17 protein-coding genes are annotated in these 17646 nt (G+C 62.8%); 11 read left to right on the top strand and 6 right to left on the bottom strand.

Annotated elements, in window-relative coordinates:
* Nucleotides 1–27: 27 nt before the first annotated feature.
* Nucleotides 28–507: an Lrp/AsnC family transcriptional regulator gene (locus FG91_RS04210; protein ID WP_037512420.1), complete on the bottom strand. Its 480-nt coding sequence runs from the start codon at nt 505–507 to the stop codon at nt 28–30.
* A complete protein-coding gene (locus FG91_RS04205; protein ID WP_081940411.1) occupies nt 504–1850 on the bottom strand; it encodes a dicarboxylate/amino acid:cation symporter in 1347 nt (448 codons plus the stop codon). Before FG91_RS04205 ends, FG91_RS04210 begins: the two co-directional genes overlap by 4 nt.
* 316 nt (nt 1851–2166) lie before the next feature.
* Here FG91_RS04205 and FG91_RS04200 point away from each other — a divergent pair, with 316 nt between their 5' ends.
* From FG91_RS04200 to FG91_RS04185, 4 genes are all read left to right on the top strand, one after another.
* The gene (locus FG91_RS04200) at nt 2167–2850 is read left to right on the top strand and encodes an RNA polymerase sigma factor (RefSeq protein ID WP_052187298.1); all 684 of its coding nucleotides are present in this window, start codon (nt 2167–2169) and stop codon (nt 2848–2850) included.
* A gap of 14 nt (nt 2851–2864) precedes the next feature.
* Entirely contained in the window at nt 2865–4067 is a 1203-nt protein-coding gene (gene metC / locus FG91_RS04195; RefSeq protein WP_052187297.1) for a cystathionine beta-lyase, read from the top strand.
* Between the two features lie 71 nt (nt 4068–4138).
* On the top strand, nt 4139–6613 hold the full coding sequence (locus tag FG91_RS04190) for a TonB-dependent receptor plug domain-containing protein (protein WP_037512419.1): 2475 nt from the start codon (nt 4139–4141) through the stop codon (nt 6611–6613).
* 26 nt (nt 6614–6639) lie between these two features.
* Complete coding sequence (locus tag FG91_RS04185; RefSeq protein WP_052187296.1) at nt 6640–8133, top strand: FG-GAP repeat domain-containing protein; 1494 nt, start codon at nt 6640–6642, stop codon at nt 8131–8133.
* Nucleotides 8134–8243: 110 nt separating this feature from the next.
* Here the strand turns inward: FG91_RS04185 and FG91_RS04180 are convergent, their stop codons facing one another.
* Nucleotides 8244–8729, bottom strand: a complete 486-nt coding sequence (locus FG91_RS04180) for an arsinothricin resistance N-acetyltransferase ArsN1 family B (protein WP_037512417.1) — start codon at nt 8727–8729, stop codon at nt 8244–8246.
* 201 nt (nt 8730–8930) lie between these two features.
* Between FG91_RS04180 and FG91_RS04175 the strand changes: the two genes are divergently transcribed.
* The 6 genes from FG91_RS04175 to FG91_RS22570 all read left to right on the top strand — a co-directional run bounded on the left by FG91_RS04175 (nt 8931) and on the right by FG91_RS22570 (nt 12656).
* Nucleotides 8931–9260: an ArsR/SmtB family transcription factor gene (locus FG91_RS04175; protein ID WP_037512416.1), complete on the top strand. Its 330-nt coding sequence runs from the start codon at nt 8931–8933 to the stop codon at nt 9258–9260.
* A 30-nt stretch (nt 9261–9290) separates the two neighbouring features.
* Nucleotides 9291–9812 carry an arsenate reductase ArsC gene (locus tag FG91_RS04170; protein WP_037512414.1) on the top strand — a complete coding sequence of 174 codons (522 nt, stop codon included), beginning with the start codon at nt 9291–9293 and terminating at the stop codon, nt 9810–9812.
* On the top strand, nt 9809–10240 hold the full coding sequence (gene arsC, locus FG91_RS04165; protein WP_037512412.1) for an arsenate reductase (glutaredoxin): 432 nt from the start codon (nt 9809–9811) through the stop codon (nt 10238–10240). Before FG91_RS04170 ends, arsC begins: the two co-directional genes overlap by 4 nt.
* 10 nt (nt 10241–10250) lie before the next feature.
* Nucleotides 10251–11318 (top strand): ACR3 family arsenite efflux transporter, encoded by a 1068-nt coding sequence (gene arsB / locus FG91_RS04160; RefSeq protein WP_037512410.1) that lies wholly within the window; start codon nt 10251–10253, stop codon nt 11316–11318.
* A 5-nt stretch (nt 11319–11323) separates the two neighbouring features.
* Nucleotides 11324–12079, top strand: a complete 756-nt coding sequence (gene arsH, locus FG91_RS04155) for an arsenical resistance protein ArsH (protein WP_037512408.1) — start codon at nt 11324–11326, stop codon at nt 12077–12079.
* 403 nt (nt 12080–12482) lie between these two features.
* Entirely contained in the window at nt 12483–12656 is a 174-nt protein-coding gene (locus FG91_RS22570) for a hypothetical protein (RefSeq protein ID WP_443027730.1), read from the top strand.
* Between the two features lie 90 nt (nt 12657–12746).
* Here the strand turns inward: FG91_RS22570 and FG91_RS21640 are convergent, their stop codons facing one another.
* From FG91_RS21640 to FG91_RS04145, 3 genes are read right to left on the bottom strand one after another with little or no spacing between them, the layout of a single operon-like run.
* Nucleotides 12747–13196, bottom strand: a complete 450-nt coding sequence (locus FG91_RS21640) for a hypothetical protein (RefSeq protein ID WP_152567997.1) — start codon at nt 13194–13196, stop codon at nt 12747–12749.
* A 46-nt stretch (nt 13197–13242) separates the two neighbouring features.
* A complete protein-coding gene (locus FG91_RS04150; protein ID WP_037512406.1) occupies nt 13243–14667 on the bottom strand; it encodes a UvrD-helicase domain-containing protein in 1425 nt (474 codons plus the stop codon).
* Nucleotides 14667–16460: an ATP-dependent nuclease gene (locus tag FG91_RS04145; RefSeq protein WP_052187324.1), complete on the bottom strand. Its 1794-nt coding sequence runs from the start codon at nt 16458–16460 to the stop codon at nt 14667–14669. The genes FG91_RS04150 and FG91_RS04145 overlap by 1 nt, the downstream gene beginning before the upstream one ends.
* A gap of 373 nt (nt 16461–16833) precedes the next feature.
* Between FG91_RS04145 and FG91_RS04140 the strand changes: the two genes are divergently transcribed.
* Entirely contained in the window at nt 16834–17619 is a 786-nt protein-coding gene (locus FG91_RS04140; RefSeq protein WP_037512404.1) for a hypothetical protein, read from the top strand.
* Nucleotides 17620–17646 lie beyond the last annotated feature (27 nt).

The raw sequence follows: 17646 nt of genomic DNA, 5'->3' as shown, positions 1-17646 counted from the left end.
CGCGCCGCGTCGCGCCCGTCCCGACGATCAGGACGGGCGCGCCGTGAGCGGCAGCGCGGTGGTGAACTTGATTTCTTCCATCGAGAAGGCCGAGCTGACGTCGGTGAGCCGGATCGAGCGAATGATGCGCCGGTAGACGGCGTCATAGGCGGCCATATTCTCGACCCTGAGCTTGAGCAGATAGTCGACGTCGCCGGTCATGCGGTAGAATTCGACGACCTCGGGAATATCGCGGATCGCCGAGTTGAGCATTTCGAGCCAGGCCTCGCTATGTTCGGAGGCACGCAGGCTCACGAACACAGTGAGATCGAGGCCGAGGGCGCTCGCGTCGAGAATCGTGACGCGCCGCGAGATAACCCCGCTTTCCTCAAGCCGCTTGATCCGCCGCCAGCACGCATTTTGCGACATGTTTGCCTTGGCGGCAACCGCGGCGACCGAGAGCGTGGCATCCTCCTGGAGGAACCCCAATATCCGGACATCGGCATCGTCGAGTGAAACGCGGGTCATGGCATTGCTCCTTCAAATTCCTGTGCGCCGGCGGTCGAGAGAGCGGCTCGCGGGGCCGAAGCGATCTCCCCGACCTCAAGACCATCGGCATCCTCACCGGCGGCAACCTGCGCGGTTCCCATCCGGGCGATGGCCGTCGTCGCGGCGACATCCATCGTCACATTGCCCACCGTTCGCACGAGATCCGGGATCATCTCCACCGCGATGAGCAGCGCGAGCGGTTCGATCGGAATACCCATCGCGACGCAAATCGGCGCGATCGAGGTAAGAAAGCTCACCTGTCCGGGGAGGCTCACCGACCCGATTGTCGTGATGGCCGCCACCGCGGCGCCCGCCGCGATCGCCGAGGGGGCGAGTGGAAGTCCCAGCCAGTGTGCGACATAGATGGCGACCGCAAGGTTCATCGCCGGGCTGGTCACCCGAAAGATTGCGACCGCGACCGGAAGAGACACGCGCGACACCGACCGTTCGACTCCAAGATCGGCCGAGGCCTTGAGCATCGGCGGAAGCGAGGCGAGCGACGACTGGGTGCTGAGCGCGACCGCCTGCGCGGGTGCCACCGCCTTCGCGAAGGCGAGCAGACGGACGCGGCCGCCGAAAACTGCTACCGGATAGGCGAGCGCCCAGGCAGCAAGCCCGGCGCTAGAGACGATCACGACATAATGGGCGAGCGCGCCGATCGCGGACGTGCCCGCTCGCGCGCCGACGCCGAAAGCCAGAGCAAGCACGCCGATCGGCGCGAGCGCAAGCACCCAGCCGACGATTAGCAGCACAGCGCTCGCGATCGTGTCGAAGAAGGCGGTCACCGGTTCACGCTGCGCAGCGGGAAGCCGAGCAAGCGCGACGGCGAAGACCGCCGTGAAGAGGATGAGCGGAAGCAACGCATCGTTTGCCGCCGCGGCAACGGGATTGGTGGGTACAATCGAGCGCAGGAAGGCCCCGACCCCGACGGTCGGCGCATCGACATGGTGTCCATGCCCTGTCGATATGCTTGCCGCGAGCGATCGCGCCGCCTCGGCAGGCATCGGAAATATGCCGAGCAGCGTGGGAACCAGGACGGCCGCCATCGCGGTCGAAATCCACAGCAACGCGACGAAGGTGACGACCGAGCGCATCGCGACGCGGTCCCCGCGCGCACTGTCGACCGTCTTCGCGATCCCGGTGATCAGAAGCGAAACCACAAGCGGAATGATCGTCATCCGGAGCCCATCGAGCCAGATGCCGCCGACGCTGTCGGCGATCACCACGGCGTCGGCAAGGCCGGCGAGTCCGAACCGCGTCCAGCCCACCCCGAGCGCCAGCCCGGCGACCAGCGCCGACAAAATGAGCCAGGTTCTCGCCATGCGACCACTCCTCCTGCCCCCTCGTCGCGGGAGGCCCCTTGGCTTTGACGCGCTGCGAACCGAATACCCCATCGCCCCAAGCGCGATTCCGCGAGGAAGTTTCGCGGTCTTGCGGCGATTGTTGCAATCTGGAGGCAATTCAGGGGCAGCCGATTCGACCGAACCGACGATGTTCATGCATGGATTCGATCATTTGATCGACCAGATACCGCATCTCCGGTTCAAATATCCCAACATTCGACAAATCACCGTCAAAGTTGGTGAAGAATTCTCCCCGGCATCCATGTCATAAAATGTCGCCATAAGGGGATGCACGATGACATTCAGCGCCTATGGGGCAGAGTATGAGACTGAAAACGTCGCGGCTGGCGATGCCTGGCAGGCGTTCGAAATCGTCGCTCCGCCGGTAAAAATACCGCCCGTCGCCGTCGCAGCGGCATCGGGCGATGCACCCGACCTCGTCGAGGCCTTCTGGCCGCACCTTCCCCTCCTCCGGAAATATCTTCGCCGCCGCGTGCCCGCCTCCGACCTCGACGACGTGCTGCAGGATGTCCTCCTCAGCATCATCCGCCGCGCCGACGCCGCTGCGGTTGCCCATCCCAAATGCTATCTCTTCCAGGCCGCGCAAGCCGCACTCATCGACCGCCATCGCCGCCGGACTACGCGCCGCAGCGATTGCCACTGCGAGCTCGACGAGCCCGACCATCCGGTCGACGAGATGTCGCCGCTGCGCATCCTTCTTGCGAAGGATGAAGTCCGGGAGGTCGAGGAAACGCTTCGTCAGCTTCCCGAGCGCACCCAGGAAATCCTTGTTGCGATCCGCGTCGAGGGCTCGAGCCTCAAGAGCCTCGCGAGCCGCTACAACATCTCGACGAGTGCGATCGAAAAGCATGTGACCAAGGCCGCAAAGGCGCTTTCGGTCGTTCGCCGCAGCGACCTCGTTGCGGCGAACCGCAACGGCACGCCGCCGCGACAGACACTCCTCTCCAATTCCATCTGAGAAAGAAAAGATAAATGAAGCTTTGCAGCACGGTTCATGAGCAGACGCGGCTTATCCACGGCGACAGCCCGTGCGACGCGCTCCAGCGGACCCCCGGCCCTCCCATTCAACGCGGTTCGACCGTACTGCTGCCAAGCTGCGAGGCGCTCTATGATGGCGGCAAGGTGACTTACGGCCGGGTCGGCCTTTCGACCCAGCGCACGCTCCGCGACGCCTTGCGCAACCTCGAAAATGCCGACGAGGCCTTCATCTATCCCTCGGGCCTCACCGCGATCACCGGCACGCTCCTCGCGCTGCTCTCGTCAGGCGACGAGGTGCTTGCCTGCGATACGGTTTACAACCCGACCCGGCGCTTCCTCGCCGGCACGCTCGCGCGCTACGGCGTCACCGCGCGCTATTTCGATCCGGCGGACGACGCCGAAACGATCCGGTCGATGATCACCCCGGCCACTCGCGTCATCTTCCTGGAATCTCCGGGTTCGCTGACCTTCGAGATGCAGGACATTCCCGCCATCGCCGCGATGGCGAAGGAGGCCGGAGTGATGACCGTGATCGATAATACCTGGGCAGCGGGCGTGCTGTTCAAACCGCTCGATCATGGCGTCGACGTCAGCATCCAGTCGCTCACCAAATATGTCTGCGGCCATTCGGACGTGTTCATGGGCCTCGCCGCAGCGAAAGGGCATGCTGCCGAGTTGCTGGCCGCCTCAAGCTATGAGACCGGCTGGGCCGTCTCGCCCGACGACGCCTATATGGCGATCCGCGGCCTGCGCACGCTCCACACCCGCCTCGCGCAGCATGGCGCCGCCGCGCTTCAGGTTGCCAAATGGCTCGAGGCGCAGCCCGAGGTCCATTCGGTCATGTGCCCGGCGCTGCCGGGCGATCCCGGCCATGCTATCTGGAAGCGCGACTTCACCGGCATTTGCGGGCTGATCGGCGCGGTTCTTCACCCCGCCCCCGAGACGGCGGTCGCGGCGATGGTCGAGCAGCTCGAGCTTTTTGGCCTCGGATTCAGCTGGGGCGGGTATGAGAGTCTCGCCATTCCCGTCGACCCGCAGCTGACGGCGCGGACCCACAAGCTCAGCTATCCCGGGCCCTTGCTAAGATTGCACATCGGGCTCGAAAGGGTGGATGACCTCATCGCCGATTTGCGGCAAGGGCTCGACACCCTTTCCCAGGACAATGTTGCGCAGCAGCCGCTTCGGGCGGCCGGATAGCTGCGGACACGTCGAGAAGAAAATAGCAGGTTCAACAGGGGAACGCCTTTCAGAGCGTTAGGAGCAAGAGCATGAAAATATATTCGAGACTGCTGGCCGGGGCATCGTGCGCCGCGGCGGCAATCGCCTCGCCTGTCTTCGCGCAGGACACCACGGCCGACGACGCCGCAGAAGCGGTTTCCCAATCCGACATCATCGTCACCGGCACCCGCGGCCAGGCCCGCACCGTCATTTCCAGCCCGACCCCTATTGACGTGATCGGAGGCGAAGAGCTCGAAAAGCTCGGCGGCGGCATGCAGCTGCGCGATGCGCTCACCCAGCTCGTGCCGTCCTTCCAGTCGACGACCGTGGGCAGCTCGTCGTTCAACAGCCTGACCCGCCCCGCCGGTCTTCGCGGCCTCTCGGGCGTCCATGTCCTCGTGCTCGTCAATGGCAAGCGCCGCCACAACAGCTCGATCATCGACTTCAACTCGGGCGCGACCTCGCAGGGCGGCAACCCGGTCGATCTCGATCTCATCCCGTCGAGCGCGATCGAGCGCATCGAAGTGCTGCGCGACGGCGCCTCGGCGCAATATGGCTCGGACGCGATCGCGGGGGTGATCAATGTCATCCTGAAGACCAATGACTCGGGCGGCAAGGCGACGCTCGAAGCCGGCCAGCGCTATGGCCGCGACGGGAGCGGCAGCGACGGCGAGACCATCTCGGCGAGCGTCTCGCATGGTTTCGCGATCGGCGACGGCGGGTCGTTCACGCTCTCGGTCGAGGGCAAGAAGGCCAAGGCCGCGATCCGCAATAGCGACGTTACGGGAGCGCTCTACTTCCCGCTTCCCGGTGGTACACCCGATCCGCGCGAACTCACCGCCAACCGCCGCACCTATCTCGGCGGCCTCCCCGATGTGAAGGACGTCAAGGTCGCGCAGACGCTCGTCCTGCCGCTCGGCAATGTCGAATTCTATTCTGACGGGACCTTCGGATATCGCGATGCGCGCGTCGGCCAGGCCGGCCGCCGCCCGAACAGCAACCAGAATATCATCGAAATCTACCCCGACGGCTTCTCGCCCTTCTATACGCTGAAGGAAACCGACTTCCAGTTCACGGGCGGCCTGCGCGGCGAAACGGCGGGCTGGAATATCGACCTCAGCAGCACCTATGGGCGCAACCATGCCGAGAATGGCGCCGACAATACGCTCAACGCGTCGATCGGTCCGTCGAGCCCGACCGAGTTCAAGACCTTCAGCTCGGCGTTCGACCAGTGGACGAACAATCTCGACCTGACGCGCCGCTTCGAGTTCGGCGGCGAGACCGCGCTCCAGGTCTCGATGGGCGCCGAATATCGCTACGAAAATTACGTGACCAAGCCGCTCGACGTCGACAGCTACCGGTCCGGGGGCTATTTCTACCCGACCGGCCCGCTCGCCGGGCGCCCGGCGCAGGTCGGGGCGCAGGGCGCGATCGTCGTCACCCCTGAAGATGCGGCGGACGTGAACCGCAACATCTGGGCTGGCTATGTCGATCTCGCGCTCGACGTCAGCCCGCGCTTCCTCGTCACCGCGGCGGGCCGCTTCGAGCATTTCGATGACAGCTCGGGCAGCGTCTTCAGCGGCAAGGTCAGCGCGCGCTATGAAGTGACCGACTGGCTCGCGCTGCGCGGCGCGTTCAGCAACGGCTTCCGGGCGCCCTCGCTCGCGCAGCAGGATTTCGCGCAGACCTCGACGTCGATCAACCTCGTCGGCGGCGTCTATATCCCCGTGCTCACCAAGATCGTGAAGACGAACTCGGCGGTCGCGCAGGCCCTCGGGGCGCAGCCGCTCAAGCCCGAAAAGTCGAAGAACTTCAGCCTCGGCTTCACCTTGACGCCGGCGGCAGGTCTTTCGCTCTCGGTCGACGCCTATCAGATCGATCTCGACGACCGCATCACCCTCACCGGCCTGTTGTCGGGCGCAGGCATCCGGAACATCCTGATCGCCAACGGCTTCTCGGGTGACCAGTCGGTGCGCTTCTTCACCAACGCCGTCGACACGCGCACGCGCGGCGTCGATGTCGTTGGCACCTATGCGTTCGACGTCGGCAGCGCCGGACGCCTGCGCACGAGCGTCGGGTTCAACTATAATGATACCGACATCCGGAAGATTGCACCCAACCCGAGCGAACTTGCTGGTCTCGGCCTGACGCTGTTCGACCGGCGCACGCAGGGCTGGTTCACCTCGACTCCGAAGACCAAACTGATCCTCGGCGCCAACTTCGAGTCGGGTCCGTTCGCGATCAACATCAAGGAAACCCGCTACGACAAGTTCAAGTCGCTCGATAATCTCGTCGGCGGCCTTCCCGTCAACGACCAGAGCTTCGGCGCCAAGTGGATCACCGATCTTGAGGTCTCCTACGGCGTGACCGAGAAACTGCGGGTCGCCGCGGGCGCCTATAATATCTTCGATGTCTATCCCGACCGGACGACCGTCGCCAACACGATCGGGCTCGCGCCCTATGGCGCCGGACCGTTCGGCCAGTATGGCGGATATTATTATGGCCGGATCTCGCTCGATTTCTGACCTCGACTGCCAAGAGAGACCGCATCATGCGCGATGAACTGATGCGGATCCTGTCCTGGGCCGTCCTGTCGACCGGCATTGCCGGAGGCGGGGCGGCCGGGGCGATCGCGCCCGCCTTCACACCGGTGCAGCCCGCCGATTTCACCGTTGCGGGTTCGCTCTCCAACAGCTGGGCCGATTTCGATGGCGACGGAGATCTCGACCTTGCCGTCTCGATCAAGACCGGCGAGATTCGTCTCTATCGCAACGATCGCGGCATCTTCATCAACGTCGGCGCCGCGATGGGCCTGCCCCTTGCCGGGGCCGAGATGCGCGGCCTCGCCTGGGGCGATTATGACGGCGACGGCTGGCCCGACCTCTACGCCGGCGCAACCAGCACGAGTGCGGCCAACCTTCTTTTTCGGAACGATAAGGGCCGCCGGTTCATCCCGGTCCCCGACGCCGGCCCCGTCCCCGGGGGCCGCTCGGCGCGGCAGTCGAGCTGGGTCGATTTCGACAATGATGGTGACCTCGATCTCTTCGCGGCGAACCGCAACGGTCCCAACGCATTGTTTCGCCAGGATGGGGGCCGATTCGTGCGGGTTCCCGCCGATCAGGCCGGTGATGACGCGCGGCCGACGGTCGGCGCCTGCTGGTTCGACTATGACCGCGATGGCGATCTCGATCTCTTCCTCGCCAACCAGGCCGGTGCGACCGATGCCTTGTGGCGCAACGACGGCGATCGCTTCACCGACATTGCACCCGCGCTCGGGATGGATCGTCCGGGCCGTTCGCGCGAAGAAGGCAGCGTTGGCTGCGCGATCGGCGACTATGACAATGATGGCGAGCTCGACCTGTTCGTCACGAGCTACGGGATCAATGTCCTGTACCGCAACAAGGGCGACGGCAGCTTCGAGAATGTCGCGCCCCGGCTTGGCCTCGCCGAGGATAATCATGCCGTCGGCGCGGCGTGGGGCGATTTCGACAATGACGGCTGGCTCGATCTTTTCGTCACCGCCTACACCGGCCAGTCCGGCGCCCAGCAACCCGCGAACCGCCTCTATCGGAATCTCGGCGGCAAGGCGTTCGCCAATATCCTTCCCGCCGGTTCGGCGCTCGACGTTGCCGATCACGGCGTCCAGTGGATCGACTATAACCGCGACGGTGCGCTCGACCTGTCGGTAACGCGCGGATACACTGCGGCCGGCGGGCATTTCCTCTTTCGCAGCGATCTCGGCAAGACGGAGGCACGGCGCAGCCTCGCGGTCCGCGTTCTCGACAAGTCCGGGCGCTTCACGCGCATGGGCGCCGAGGTCCGGCTCTATGACGCCGCCGGCAAGATACTCGCGACCCGCCAGGTATCGACCGGCGAGGGCTATAATTCGCAAGGAACCCAGCCGCTTCACTTTGGCCTGAGATCGGCGGCGCCGGTGACCGTCGAAGTGACCTTTCTGACCGCTGCCGGGCGAAAGGTGCAACGGATTCCGGCGGTGCGCCCTGGCCGCTATTCCGGAGACATGCTCATCGCGCGCGAGAGATGATCACGACGGAAGCCCATGAGATGTTTCGGACTTTCGCGCTGAGCTGATCTTTGTCTGGAGGCGGCCGCATGAAATTCAAAAAGCCGCGCGCTCGAGCTCTCACATGTCGCTTACAGCAATCGCTGCCACCAACCGACATCATGCCAAGCATCGAACTTTCGTCCGACCTCGCGGTAGATGCCGACCAAGTCGAAACCCATAGCTTCATGCAGCCCAACGCTTGCTTCGTTTGGCAGCGCGATGCCGGCGAAGGCAGCGTGATATCCCATGCCGGCTGCGGCGGGCAGCAGTCGGGCGTATAGGGCGCGCGCCACGCCCATCCGTTGCGTTCCAGGTGCCACATAAACTGCCACATCGATCGATGTCCGATATGCCGCGCGAGTTCGATGTTCAGAAGCATAGGCGTAACCGACAACGCGCCCATCCAGTTCGGCAACGAGATAGGGATGGCGCTGCAGAATGGTGGTGATGCGCCTTTCGATCTCCGTAATGTCAGGCGGCACTTCCTCGAAGGAGATGGTGGTGTCACTGACATATGGCGCATAGATGGCCTGAACGGCTGGCGCATCCCCCATGACTATTTGACGCACATGCATGGCTGTACCGCTCCGGAATCAGATTTTGTCCAGACTGGCGTGTCGCATCCGGGCAATCAAGGCATTGCGCCCTCTGTTGCGTCTGGGACCTGCATAGGCCGCCCGGCCGCAGGCCACTCGGTTGCAGACACCAATATCCGTACACATCGTATATTTCCGATAGGTATTGACGCGAGTAAACCTATCGGATAATTCCGATGCATGAACACCGACACCGCCCTTGCCGCACTCGCCGCGCTGTCTCATCCTACCCGTCTCGAAGCTTTCCGTTTACTGGTCCAGCATGAGCCTGAAGGCCTGTCGACCGGCCAGCTCGTGGATGCTTCGGGGCTGTCCCAAAGCACGTTCTCCACACATCTTGCGGTCTTGGCAAAGGCCGGTTTGGTCAAATCGGAAAAGCGCGGGCGTCAGTTCATCCAACGCGCGGAGATCGATGCGCTGAAGGGTCTGATGATCTTCCTCGCGAAAGACTGCTGCCAGGGCCGCGCCGAACTATGCGAGCCGCTCCTCGCCGAACTTTCCTGCTGCTGATCGGCGCGACCTGCGCCGAGGGAGAATTTCATGGCCGACAAGATTTACAACGTGCTGTTCCTGTGCACCGGCAACAGCGCGCGCTCGATCCTCGCCGAGGCCTTGCTGAACCGCGACGGCAAGGGGCGCTTTCGCGCCTACAGCGCGGGCAGTTTCCCCAAGGGCGAGGTCCATCCGCAGGCACTCGCCCTTCTCGATGAGCTCGGTTTCGAGACTGCGGACCTCCGCTCGAAGAGCTGGGACGAGTTCTCGAAGCCCGATGCGCCGGTGTTCGATTTCATCTTCACCGTCTGCGACAATGCGGCGGGCGAAACCTGCCCCGTCTGGCCAGGCAAGCCGATGAATGCGCATTGGGGGATCGAGGATCCCGCCGCGGTCGAAGGCCCCGGTCAGCGCGAAGCCTTTGAACATGCACTCCATTATCTCTCGAACCGCATCTCGCTCTTCCTCGCGCTCCCGCACGAAAGCATCGACGAGATGGCGATGGATCGGAAGCTCAAGGAAATCGGCCGCACCGAAGGCGCCACCGGCGGACGGGAGGCCAACGCATGACCGCCGACATCATCATCTATCACAATTCGGAATGCGGCACGTCGCGCAACACGCTCGCGCTCATCCGCAATGCCGGGATCGAGCCGCATGTCATCGAATATCTGAAGACGCCGCCTTCGCGCGCCTTGCTCGAGCAATTGATCGAGCGCGCCGGTATCGCACCGCGCGAGCTGCTCCGCGAGAAAGGCACGCCTTATGCTGACCTAGGCCTCGGCGACGCAAGCCTTGGCGACAGCGCGCTCATCGATGCAATGATGGCGCATCCGATCCTCATCAACCGCCCGCTCGTCGTGTCGCCGCTCGGGGTCAAGCTCTGCCGGCCGTCCGAAGCGGTGCTCGACATCCTCCCCACACGCCAGCTTGGCGCTTTCGCCAAGGAAGACGGCGAACAGGTCGTCGATAACGACGGCAATCGCGTACAGGCCTGAGGAGAGCGTAATGACCGCCGCCGCAAAGAGCGAACGCCTGTCGTTCCTCGACCGCTATCTGACGCTCTGGATCTTCCTCGCGATGGCGCTCGGCGTCCTCTTGGGATCGCTGTTCAAGGGCCTGCCTGCCGCGATCGATGCCATGTCGGTGGGCACGACGAACATCCCGATCGCGATCGGCCTCATCCTGATGATGTATCCGCCGCTCGCCCGCGTGCGCTACGATGAACTGCCGCGCGTGTTCGAGGACAAGCGCGTTCTGGCGATTTCGCTGATCCAGAACTGGATTATCGGACCCGTGCTCATGTTCGCGCTCGCGGTCATCTTCCTCGCGGACAGGCCCGAATATATGACCGGCCTGATCCTGATCGGGCTCGCCCGCTGCATCGCGATGGTGATCGTGTGGAACCAGCTGGCCAAGGGCGACAATCAATATGTCGCGGCGCTCGTCGCCTTCAACTCGATCTTTCAGATACTCTTCTTCAGCGTTTATGCCTGGTTCTTCCTCACCGTGCTGCCGCCGCTCTTCGGCCTCGAAGGCAGCGTCATCGATGTAGGCTTCTGGACGATCGCGGAGGCCGTGCTCATCTATCTCGGCATCCCCTTCCTCGCTGGCTATCTCACGCGCCGCTTCCTAGCCCGCGCGAAAGGCGATGAATGGTACGAGACGCGCTTCCTGCCCAGGATCGGCCCGATCACGCTCGTCTCGCTGCTGTTCACGATCGTCGCGATGTTCAGCCTCAAGGGCGGCGAGATCGTCACCATCCCTGCCGACGTCGTCCGGATCGCAATCCCGCTCACCATCTACTTCGTCGTGCAATTCCTCATCAGCTTCTGGATGGGGAAGCTGATCGAGGCCGATTATCCCCGCACGACGGCAGTCGCCTTCACGGCCGCGGGCAATAATTTCGAACTCGCGATCGCTGTCGCGATCGCCGCCTTCGGCCTTGCTTCGCCGGTGGCCTTCGCCGCCGTCATAGGCCCGCTCGTCGAAGTGCCCGTCCTCATCCTGCTCGTCGGCGTCGCCTTTCGCCTCGGGCGCCGCTGGTTCCCGGCCACCACGCCTTCACAAGCCTGAGTATCATGACAGAACAGACCCACAGCCGCCTTCGAACACTCTCGGACCCGAACCATCTCCCGGCGCTCAGCCCGGCATATCTTCGCGCGCAGCCCGCGCTCGGCCTCGGCCCGCTCGATCCCGCGCCGCGCATCCTGCTGCTCTACGGCTCGTTGCGCGAGCGCTCCTATTCGCGGCTCGTCGTCGAGGAGACGGCGCGCCTGCTCCAGCTCTTCGGCTGCGAGACACGCATCTTCGACCCGTCCGACTTGCCGCTCCCTGACCAGATCGCCGACGACGATCATCCGGCGGTCGAGGAACTCAGGCAGCATTCGATCTGGTCCGAAGGCCAGGTCTGGTGCAGCCCCGAGCGCCATGGACAGATAACCGGTATCATGAAAGCGCAGGTCGATCATCTTCCGCTCGCCTATAAAGGCCTCCGTCCAACGCAGGGGCGCACGCTCGCGGTGATGCAGGTGTCGGCTGGGTCGCAGTCCTTCAACAGCGTCAACACGCTCCGCATCCTCGGCCGCTGGATGCGGATGATCACCATCCCCAACCAGTCGAGCGTGGCGAAGGCCTGGCAGGAGTTCGACGAAGCCGGCCGCATGCTGCCGTCGAGCTATTACGACCGGATCGTCGACGTCGCCGAGGAGCTTGTCCGCTTCACCGTCCTTACGCGCAGCCATGCCGACCAGCTCGTTGACCGCTATTCGGAACGCAAAGATCGGCAAGAGCCGGTTGCCACTCCCGCGCAGCTGGCGGAATTGCCGGGCGCTTGACGGCCGGCCGATTGCGGACCGGCGGCTTTCGGGTGTGATCGCACGCAAGCCGTCATTCAGGATAGCCCGTCTCATCTCGCTTGTGATTGCACCCAAGTCGATCTAGTCTTCTATCACCGGGGCGAAGCAACCTCCCGGACAAGCGCAGCGTGCGCTCAAGCGTTGCCTTTTGATCCCTGCCATTGCGGGGATGAGGAGGTTTGCTTGAAGCGTTTTTCGTTCCTGACGTTGCTGCCCCTATCGAGCCCTGCCTACGCCGAAGACGGCCTGACGTTGAGCGCCAATACGCGCCTGCGCTACGAGACGATCGAGGGCCAGCCACGCACGGGCTTCAACGAGTCCGACGATCTCCACGAACGAGGTCAACACGCTCGAACTGGCGCAGGCCTATGTCGGCTATGATGTGCCGGAGGCCTTCGGGCCGGGCTCCAAGCTCGGATTCCAGGCCGGTCGCTTCACGCTCAACCTCGGATCGCGCCGGCTGGTTGCCGCCGACGATTATCGCAACACGACCAGCGGCTATCGCGCTGAAGAGGCATCCCGAGTGCTGCGGATACCTGATTTCTGGCTGCAATGAGGCTGGCTGATCGGAAGCGGCGGGCCGAACGTATGACCTCAGAACTGGGCTCTTGCTCGATGTCGCCGCCTGCAAGCCAGATCGAACGGTTCAACCTTTGTGATTCGAGTCCGCTATCCATTGCTGAAGTGCTGGACTTTTGCCGTAGCTGATCACGCCTGAGGTCGTCAGAGCATAGGCTTTGCGGATGTCATGTTCTTCCAATCCGCGAACATGGAACGTCCCGCTGAATGATGCGTGACGTTCCAGCCGAATCGGAAGCTCGGTCCCATCAACGAATGATTGCGCTGCCAACGCGATACGGCGCGGCAAGGAGCCCCGGCTGCGCCCGATGGTAAAACCGATCTCCGAGATGGTAACAGGAAATGCACTCAGGTTTACGACTTCTATGGCCATGCCGCTGAAGCCCGGAGCCAGGCTCCACTTGGGTACGACCCGGATGCGAACACGCCGGTCGTTGATGCTGTTCCAAGTATTTAGGATACCAAGGACAGCGCCAAGCACCGCTATCGCCAATGTCACTGCGGCAGACCAGCTCATCTGTTCTCATTCCTGTCAGTTCGTTCCATCGGTGACCCACGAAATCCTATGCCGGTAATACAGGGCGCCGCGAAAAAATATGAGCTGATCGGGCGCCTCGCGTGAGAGCGACATATAAATGCTGCCGTGACATCGCGGCGCCCGGCTGGTCGGCATCCAGGATGATGACATGCTGCGCCTCAAGGCCCTTCAAAAGCAGCGTCGAGCCTACGGCCTTCGAAGGCACTATTCGTCCCGCCTGCCGGTTTCGTTCGCGGAGCATCGCTATCGCCGAGCGAAGGTCAACCTTTCCGCTCGCGGCCATGGACAATGCTTCGATCATTATGCCGAACGCGCTATGCCGATATATCCGGCGTTCACGATCCGAGGCCATGCTTTTGAGGAAGGCAATCGCCTGAGGATATGCGCCTCGCTCGAAAAGAGCGATGCCGGCCAGTTCCTGGGGATTTGGCGGCGACCGATGGCGACCGGCCCGGATCGACTGAATCCGCTGCTGAAGGCGGTCTCCATATACATTCGTCATGACCAGGATGAGGAATGCGATACAGGCCTGCAACAGCGCTTCGCCTGTCAGACCGTCCATATTCTCAGCAGCACCCACTACGTCCCGGAAATCCACGGGTTCGACGACACTCACGCCAGCTGCGCGACTCGCATAATCGTGCCGGGCACCGGCGCGCATAGGATCACCCACGATCAGGATGCTTTCGTTCGTGTTGCGCCTCGATATCTCGAACTGAACGCGAATTTGCTCGGCGATGGTGGCATTGGTATCCGACCCGATCTGATGCCAGAATACACCGTTCGGGCAGGTTCGAAGGTCGATCGGAGCGCCCTGCGAAAGTGTTTCGCGCGCGCCAAGAAGCCAAAGTCCGAGATCGTTCGCACCCACATTGGACCAGCGCCAGGGCGTGGATAGCCGGCCGAGCTCCGGAAACGCCCCAGTGACGTCGGAATGCCAGTCAGCGAGTGGATCCGCACCGAACCCGAAAATCGCCTGCATCGGGTCCCCGAAGACAACGGTCGGAATGGCATTGGCGATACCCGAAACGATCGCATGCTGGGTAACCGAGCAGTCCTGATACTCGTCGACCAGCAAACGGCCGTAGGTTGCCTGGATCTCTCGCGTAACATTGCCCGACTGGCATAGGCGGCCAATGGCGGACTGGACCTGGGCATAGTTTGGTGCCGCGAGCGGGTCCTGCCGGAAGCCCGCGCGCTCCGGGAACATCGAGACCATGCTCAAGGCCCAGCCGGCGATCGTGTTGAGGCGGTAGTGTCCGGCGGGAACGCCGTCGCGTTTCAGACGCTGACGGAGGGCCGCAACGCCCGCGGTCGTGTGGGTCAGGATGAGAGTGGGTTTCGGTCCCGGTGTTGCTACCGAGCGCGCGATCAGCTCGGTCTTGCCGCATCCCGCAGGCGCTACGACATGGCCGCGGCTGGCGCCGAGAATCTGGGGGACATCGACCACTAGCCGGCAATCAGGGCCGTCTGCACCGGCGCGACGGGAACAGCCCAAGCCCCTGCCCACTGCATGAGCCGGGCGACTGGCGCGGTGAAGGCGGCGCCTGAATCGCTCCAAGCAAAGGCGAACACCTCTCTTGCCACCCGCTCGGCCGGTTCGATGTCCTTGAACCATTTCCCTTCCCCGGCACCTTGGCCAAGAATGGTGCGCATGTCCTCCGTGAAGCTCGTCAGGCAAGTCTGCAGACTGTAGCGATTGTTGCTCAGCCGCTGAATCCGCGCATTGACCGAATCTTCTCCCCGCCAGTCCATCGCGATCCGGAGCAGGTCGGGAATTCGGGCAGCTGGTACGCCGGCGAAGATGGCTGTCTCGGTGGAGAAGCCGTCCTGCCAGCGGACGACTTCCACGCCGGCCGCCGCGAGCCCGGCGTAGACGTCATGTGCATATTGGACGTCGGAGTCCATGAAGAGCGCGGTACGATAGCCCATGGCCGCGAAGATTTGCGCCCGCTCCATCATCGTGGAGCCAGCGCCATCCGCCCAATGACAACCGCGCGACAACAAGCTTCGGTTGCCGCTATCCTGAAGCCAGAGGTCGAGGCCGCGAACCAGCCCGATTTCCGTCTTGCCTTCACAGACAATGATACTCGGCGCGAGAAAGGCTTCCGCACAGGCCCGCAGAGTCTTCTGGGCCTCCTCAGATCCGCCGAGAGGCCGAATGACGTTTGCAGTGACTTTCGTTGCGGGCATTCCGATCAAGTCGTCGAAGCTCAGCGCGGGCGGGGAGGTCGTCCGCTCGGTCCGGACCGTGAACAATTGCGGGGCGGAGAGTTCCCGAAGGACGATCGGGGAGTGCGTAGTCATGAAGACCTGCTGGCTTCCATCATCATTTTTCGCGCCGAGAGAATCGAGCAGCCGGACGATCCTGTACGGCTCGAGCCCGAATTCGAGCTCGTCGATGATGAAAATCGACGACTGGCCTACCTCCTTTTGCAACCCGGCCACAAGGAGGCGCATCGAGCCCGATCCCAGACTTTTCATTGGTACATGGTCTTCATCGTGAAGCGCGATGGCCCCGCCCGACAGAGTCACACCCCTCACATCGAGGAGCGCTCGCACTTCCTCGACGCGAATTCCCATATTGTCCGCGATGCGTTTGGAGGCTTCGAGAATGGGCTCCACGCCCTCGCATCCCCGATCGGCAAAGGCCTGGCGCGCCTGTCGCGAGGCCCCGGCGAGCGCCGCCGAAGCCTGCGTGGCATCGGCTGACAGCTTGCCGAGGATCGAACGCGGCCCGAGCGCCATATGGTGAGCGGCGACCGTCCCAAGTCTAACCGGCGCAACCTTCTGACGGTGCTTCCACTGAAGATTGCGTTCGCGTCCTTCGGCGCCCGCCCCTTCCGAGTGAAGGAGCCATTGGGGTTCGAGATCGTCGCGAACCGTCAATCGCAAAGTCAGGACCGTCTCGAGATGCATGGCCGGCTCGTTCTCGATGTTGCCGGTCAGTGAATCCCAGCCCCGAAGAAAATGTCCGTAAGCCTCCAGATTTATCAGTTCGTCATCCAGACCCCCGAGCGTGATGTCGATGATGATCGGTTCGCTGATATTGCAACGATGGAAATCCGCGTCCGAGAAGGTGAACGACTGCCGCGACCCGAGTGCCAGTTCGATGGCGTCGAGAATCGTCGATTTGCCGGCGTCCCCGGGACCGATCAGGCAATTGAGCCCTGGCCTCGGTCGCCATTTCAGATGCGAAATCCCCCGGAAGTTGCGGATCTCCACCTCTCTTATCGCTGCCATTTCCCTCCCCCGCTGCGACACGAACGCGCATCCGTTTATCTCTGCGGGCAGCATCCCCGATCATCAACAATAATTGGATCCGGATGGTTCAGAAAGTGCGCTGGAAAGTCGCAGGTTCGCAAGTGCATATCGATGACATCGAATCGAAGCCACGCTGAGCGTGAAATTGATCAGATGCAGAAAATTCGGATGGGCCCGAGACAGGTGCCCCACCGCTCATGTCGTGACGAACCGACATCGTTTGCCCCACTGCTGAAGTAACCGGGGCACTCCAACGCGGACATGGTCTTTGGGGCTGTCGCGCAATCCTGAGGCCCGCTATCCGCGTCATGACATCGGTCACGGCCCCAGCCGATGAGCAGGGATTTACGAAATGGACGCGCAACAGGCGATCGCCAAACTCGAACGGCAAAAACTGGCGATCAAGGACGTCGTCAACAAGGACACATCGGCGCCCGAGTTCACCAAATGGCGCCGCGATACTGAAATCGCGATCGAGCGCATATTTGGCCCCCAAAGCCGGAACGTCGCCGACTTTGAAGCAATTGGCTATTCTCCCCAGGTTCTGACGACCAGTTCGCCGGACAGCGTCTGGTCGGATTCCTTTCATCGCGGGCTGGCCAAAGCCGACGCCGTGCTCGCCTCGATGATCGACGAGATACGCGAATATGGCGACGCGGAAAGCGACGCGGGGACGCCCGATGTGCTGAGCCTCATCGAGCGCATCTGCCTTGGCTTCAACCGTGCTGCACGGCAATTGCAGGCGCGCCATGCGGACCGGACGGCGATGGCGATCGATGACGAATATGACGTGCAGGACCTGATGCACGCCTTGCTCCTCGTTCACTTCGACGATGTCAGGCGCGAAGAAACAACACCAAGCAGCGCCGGTGCCGGCGCGCGCGTCGATTTCTTGCTCAAGAAGGAGCAGATCGTGGTCGAAGTGAAGAAGACGCGACCTTCGTTGAAGGCAAAGGAGCTTGGAGAGCAGCTGATCGTTGACCGTGCACGATATGAAAAACATCCAGACTGCAAAACGCTTGTCTGCTTCGTCTACGACCCGGAGTGCCGCATCGGTAACCCCGTCGGTATCGAGCGCGATCTTGAGGATCATGGCGGCCCACTCAAAGTCCGGGTGATCATTGCGCCGAAGAATTGAGGGTCGTCAAATCCGTATCCGCGATGC

The organism is Sphingopyxis sp. LC81, from assembly GCF_000756375.1.
Classification (GTDB): Bacteria; Pseudomonadota; Alphaproteobacteria; order Sphingomonadales; family Sphingomonadaceae; genus Sphingopyxis.
Note: the sequence above shows the minus strand (reverse complement) of the source record. Positions and strands in the feature narration are given on the sequence as shown.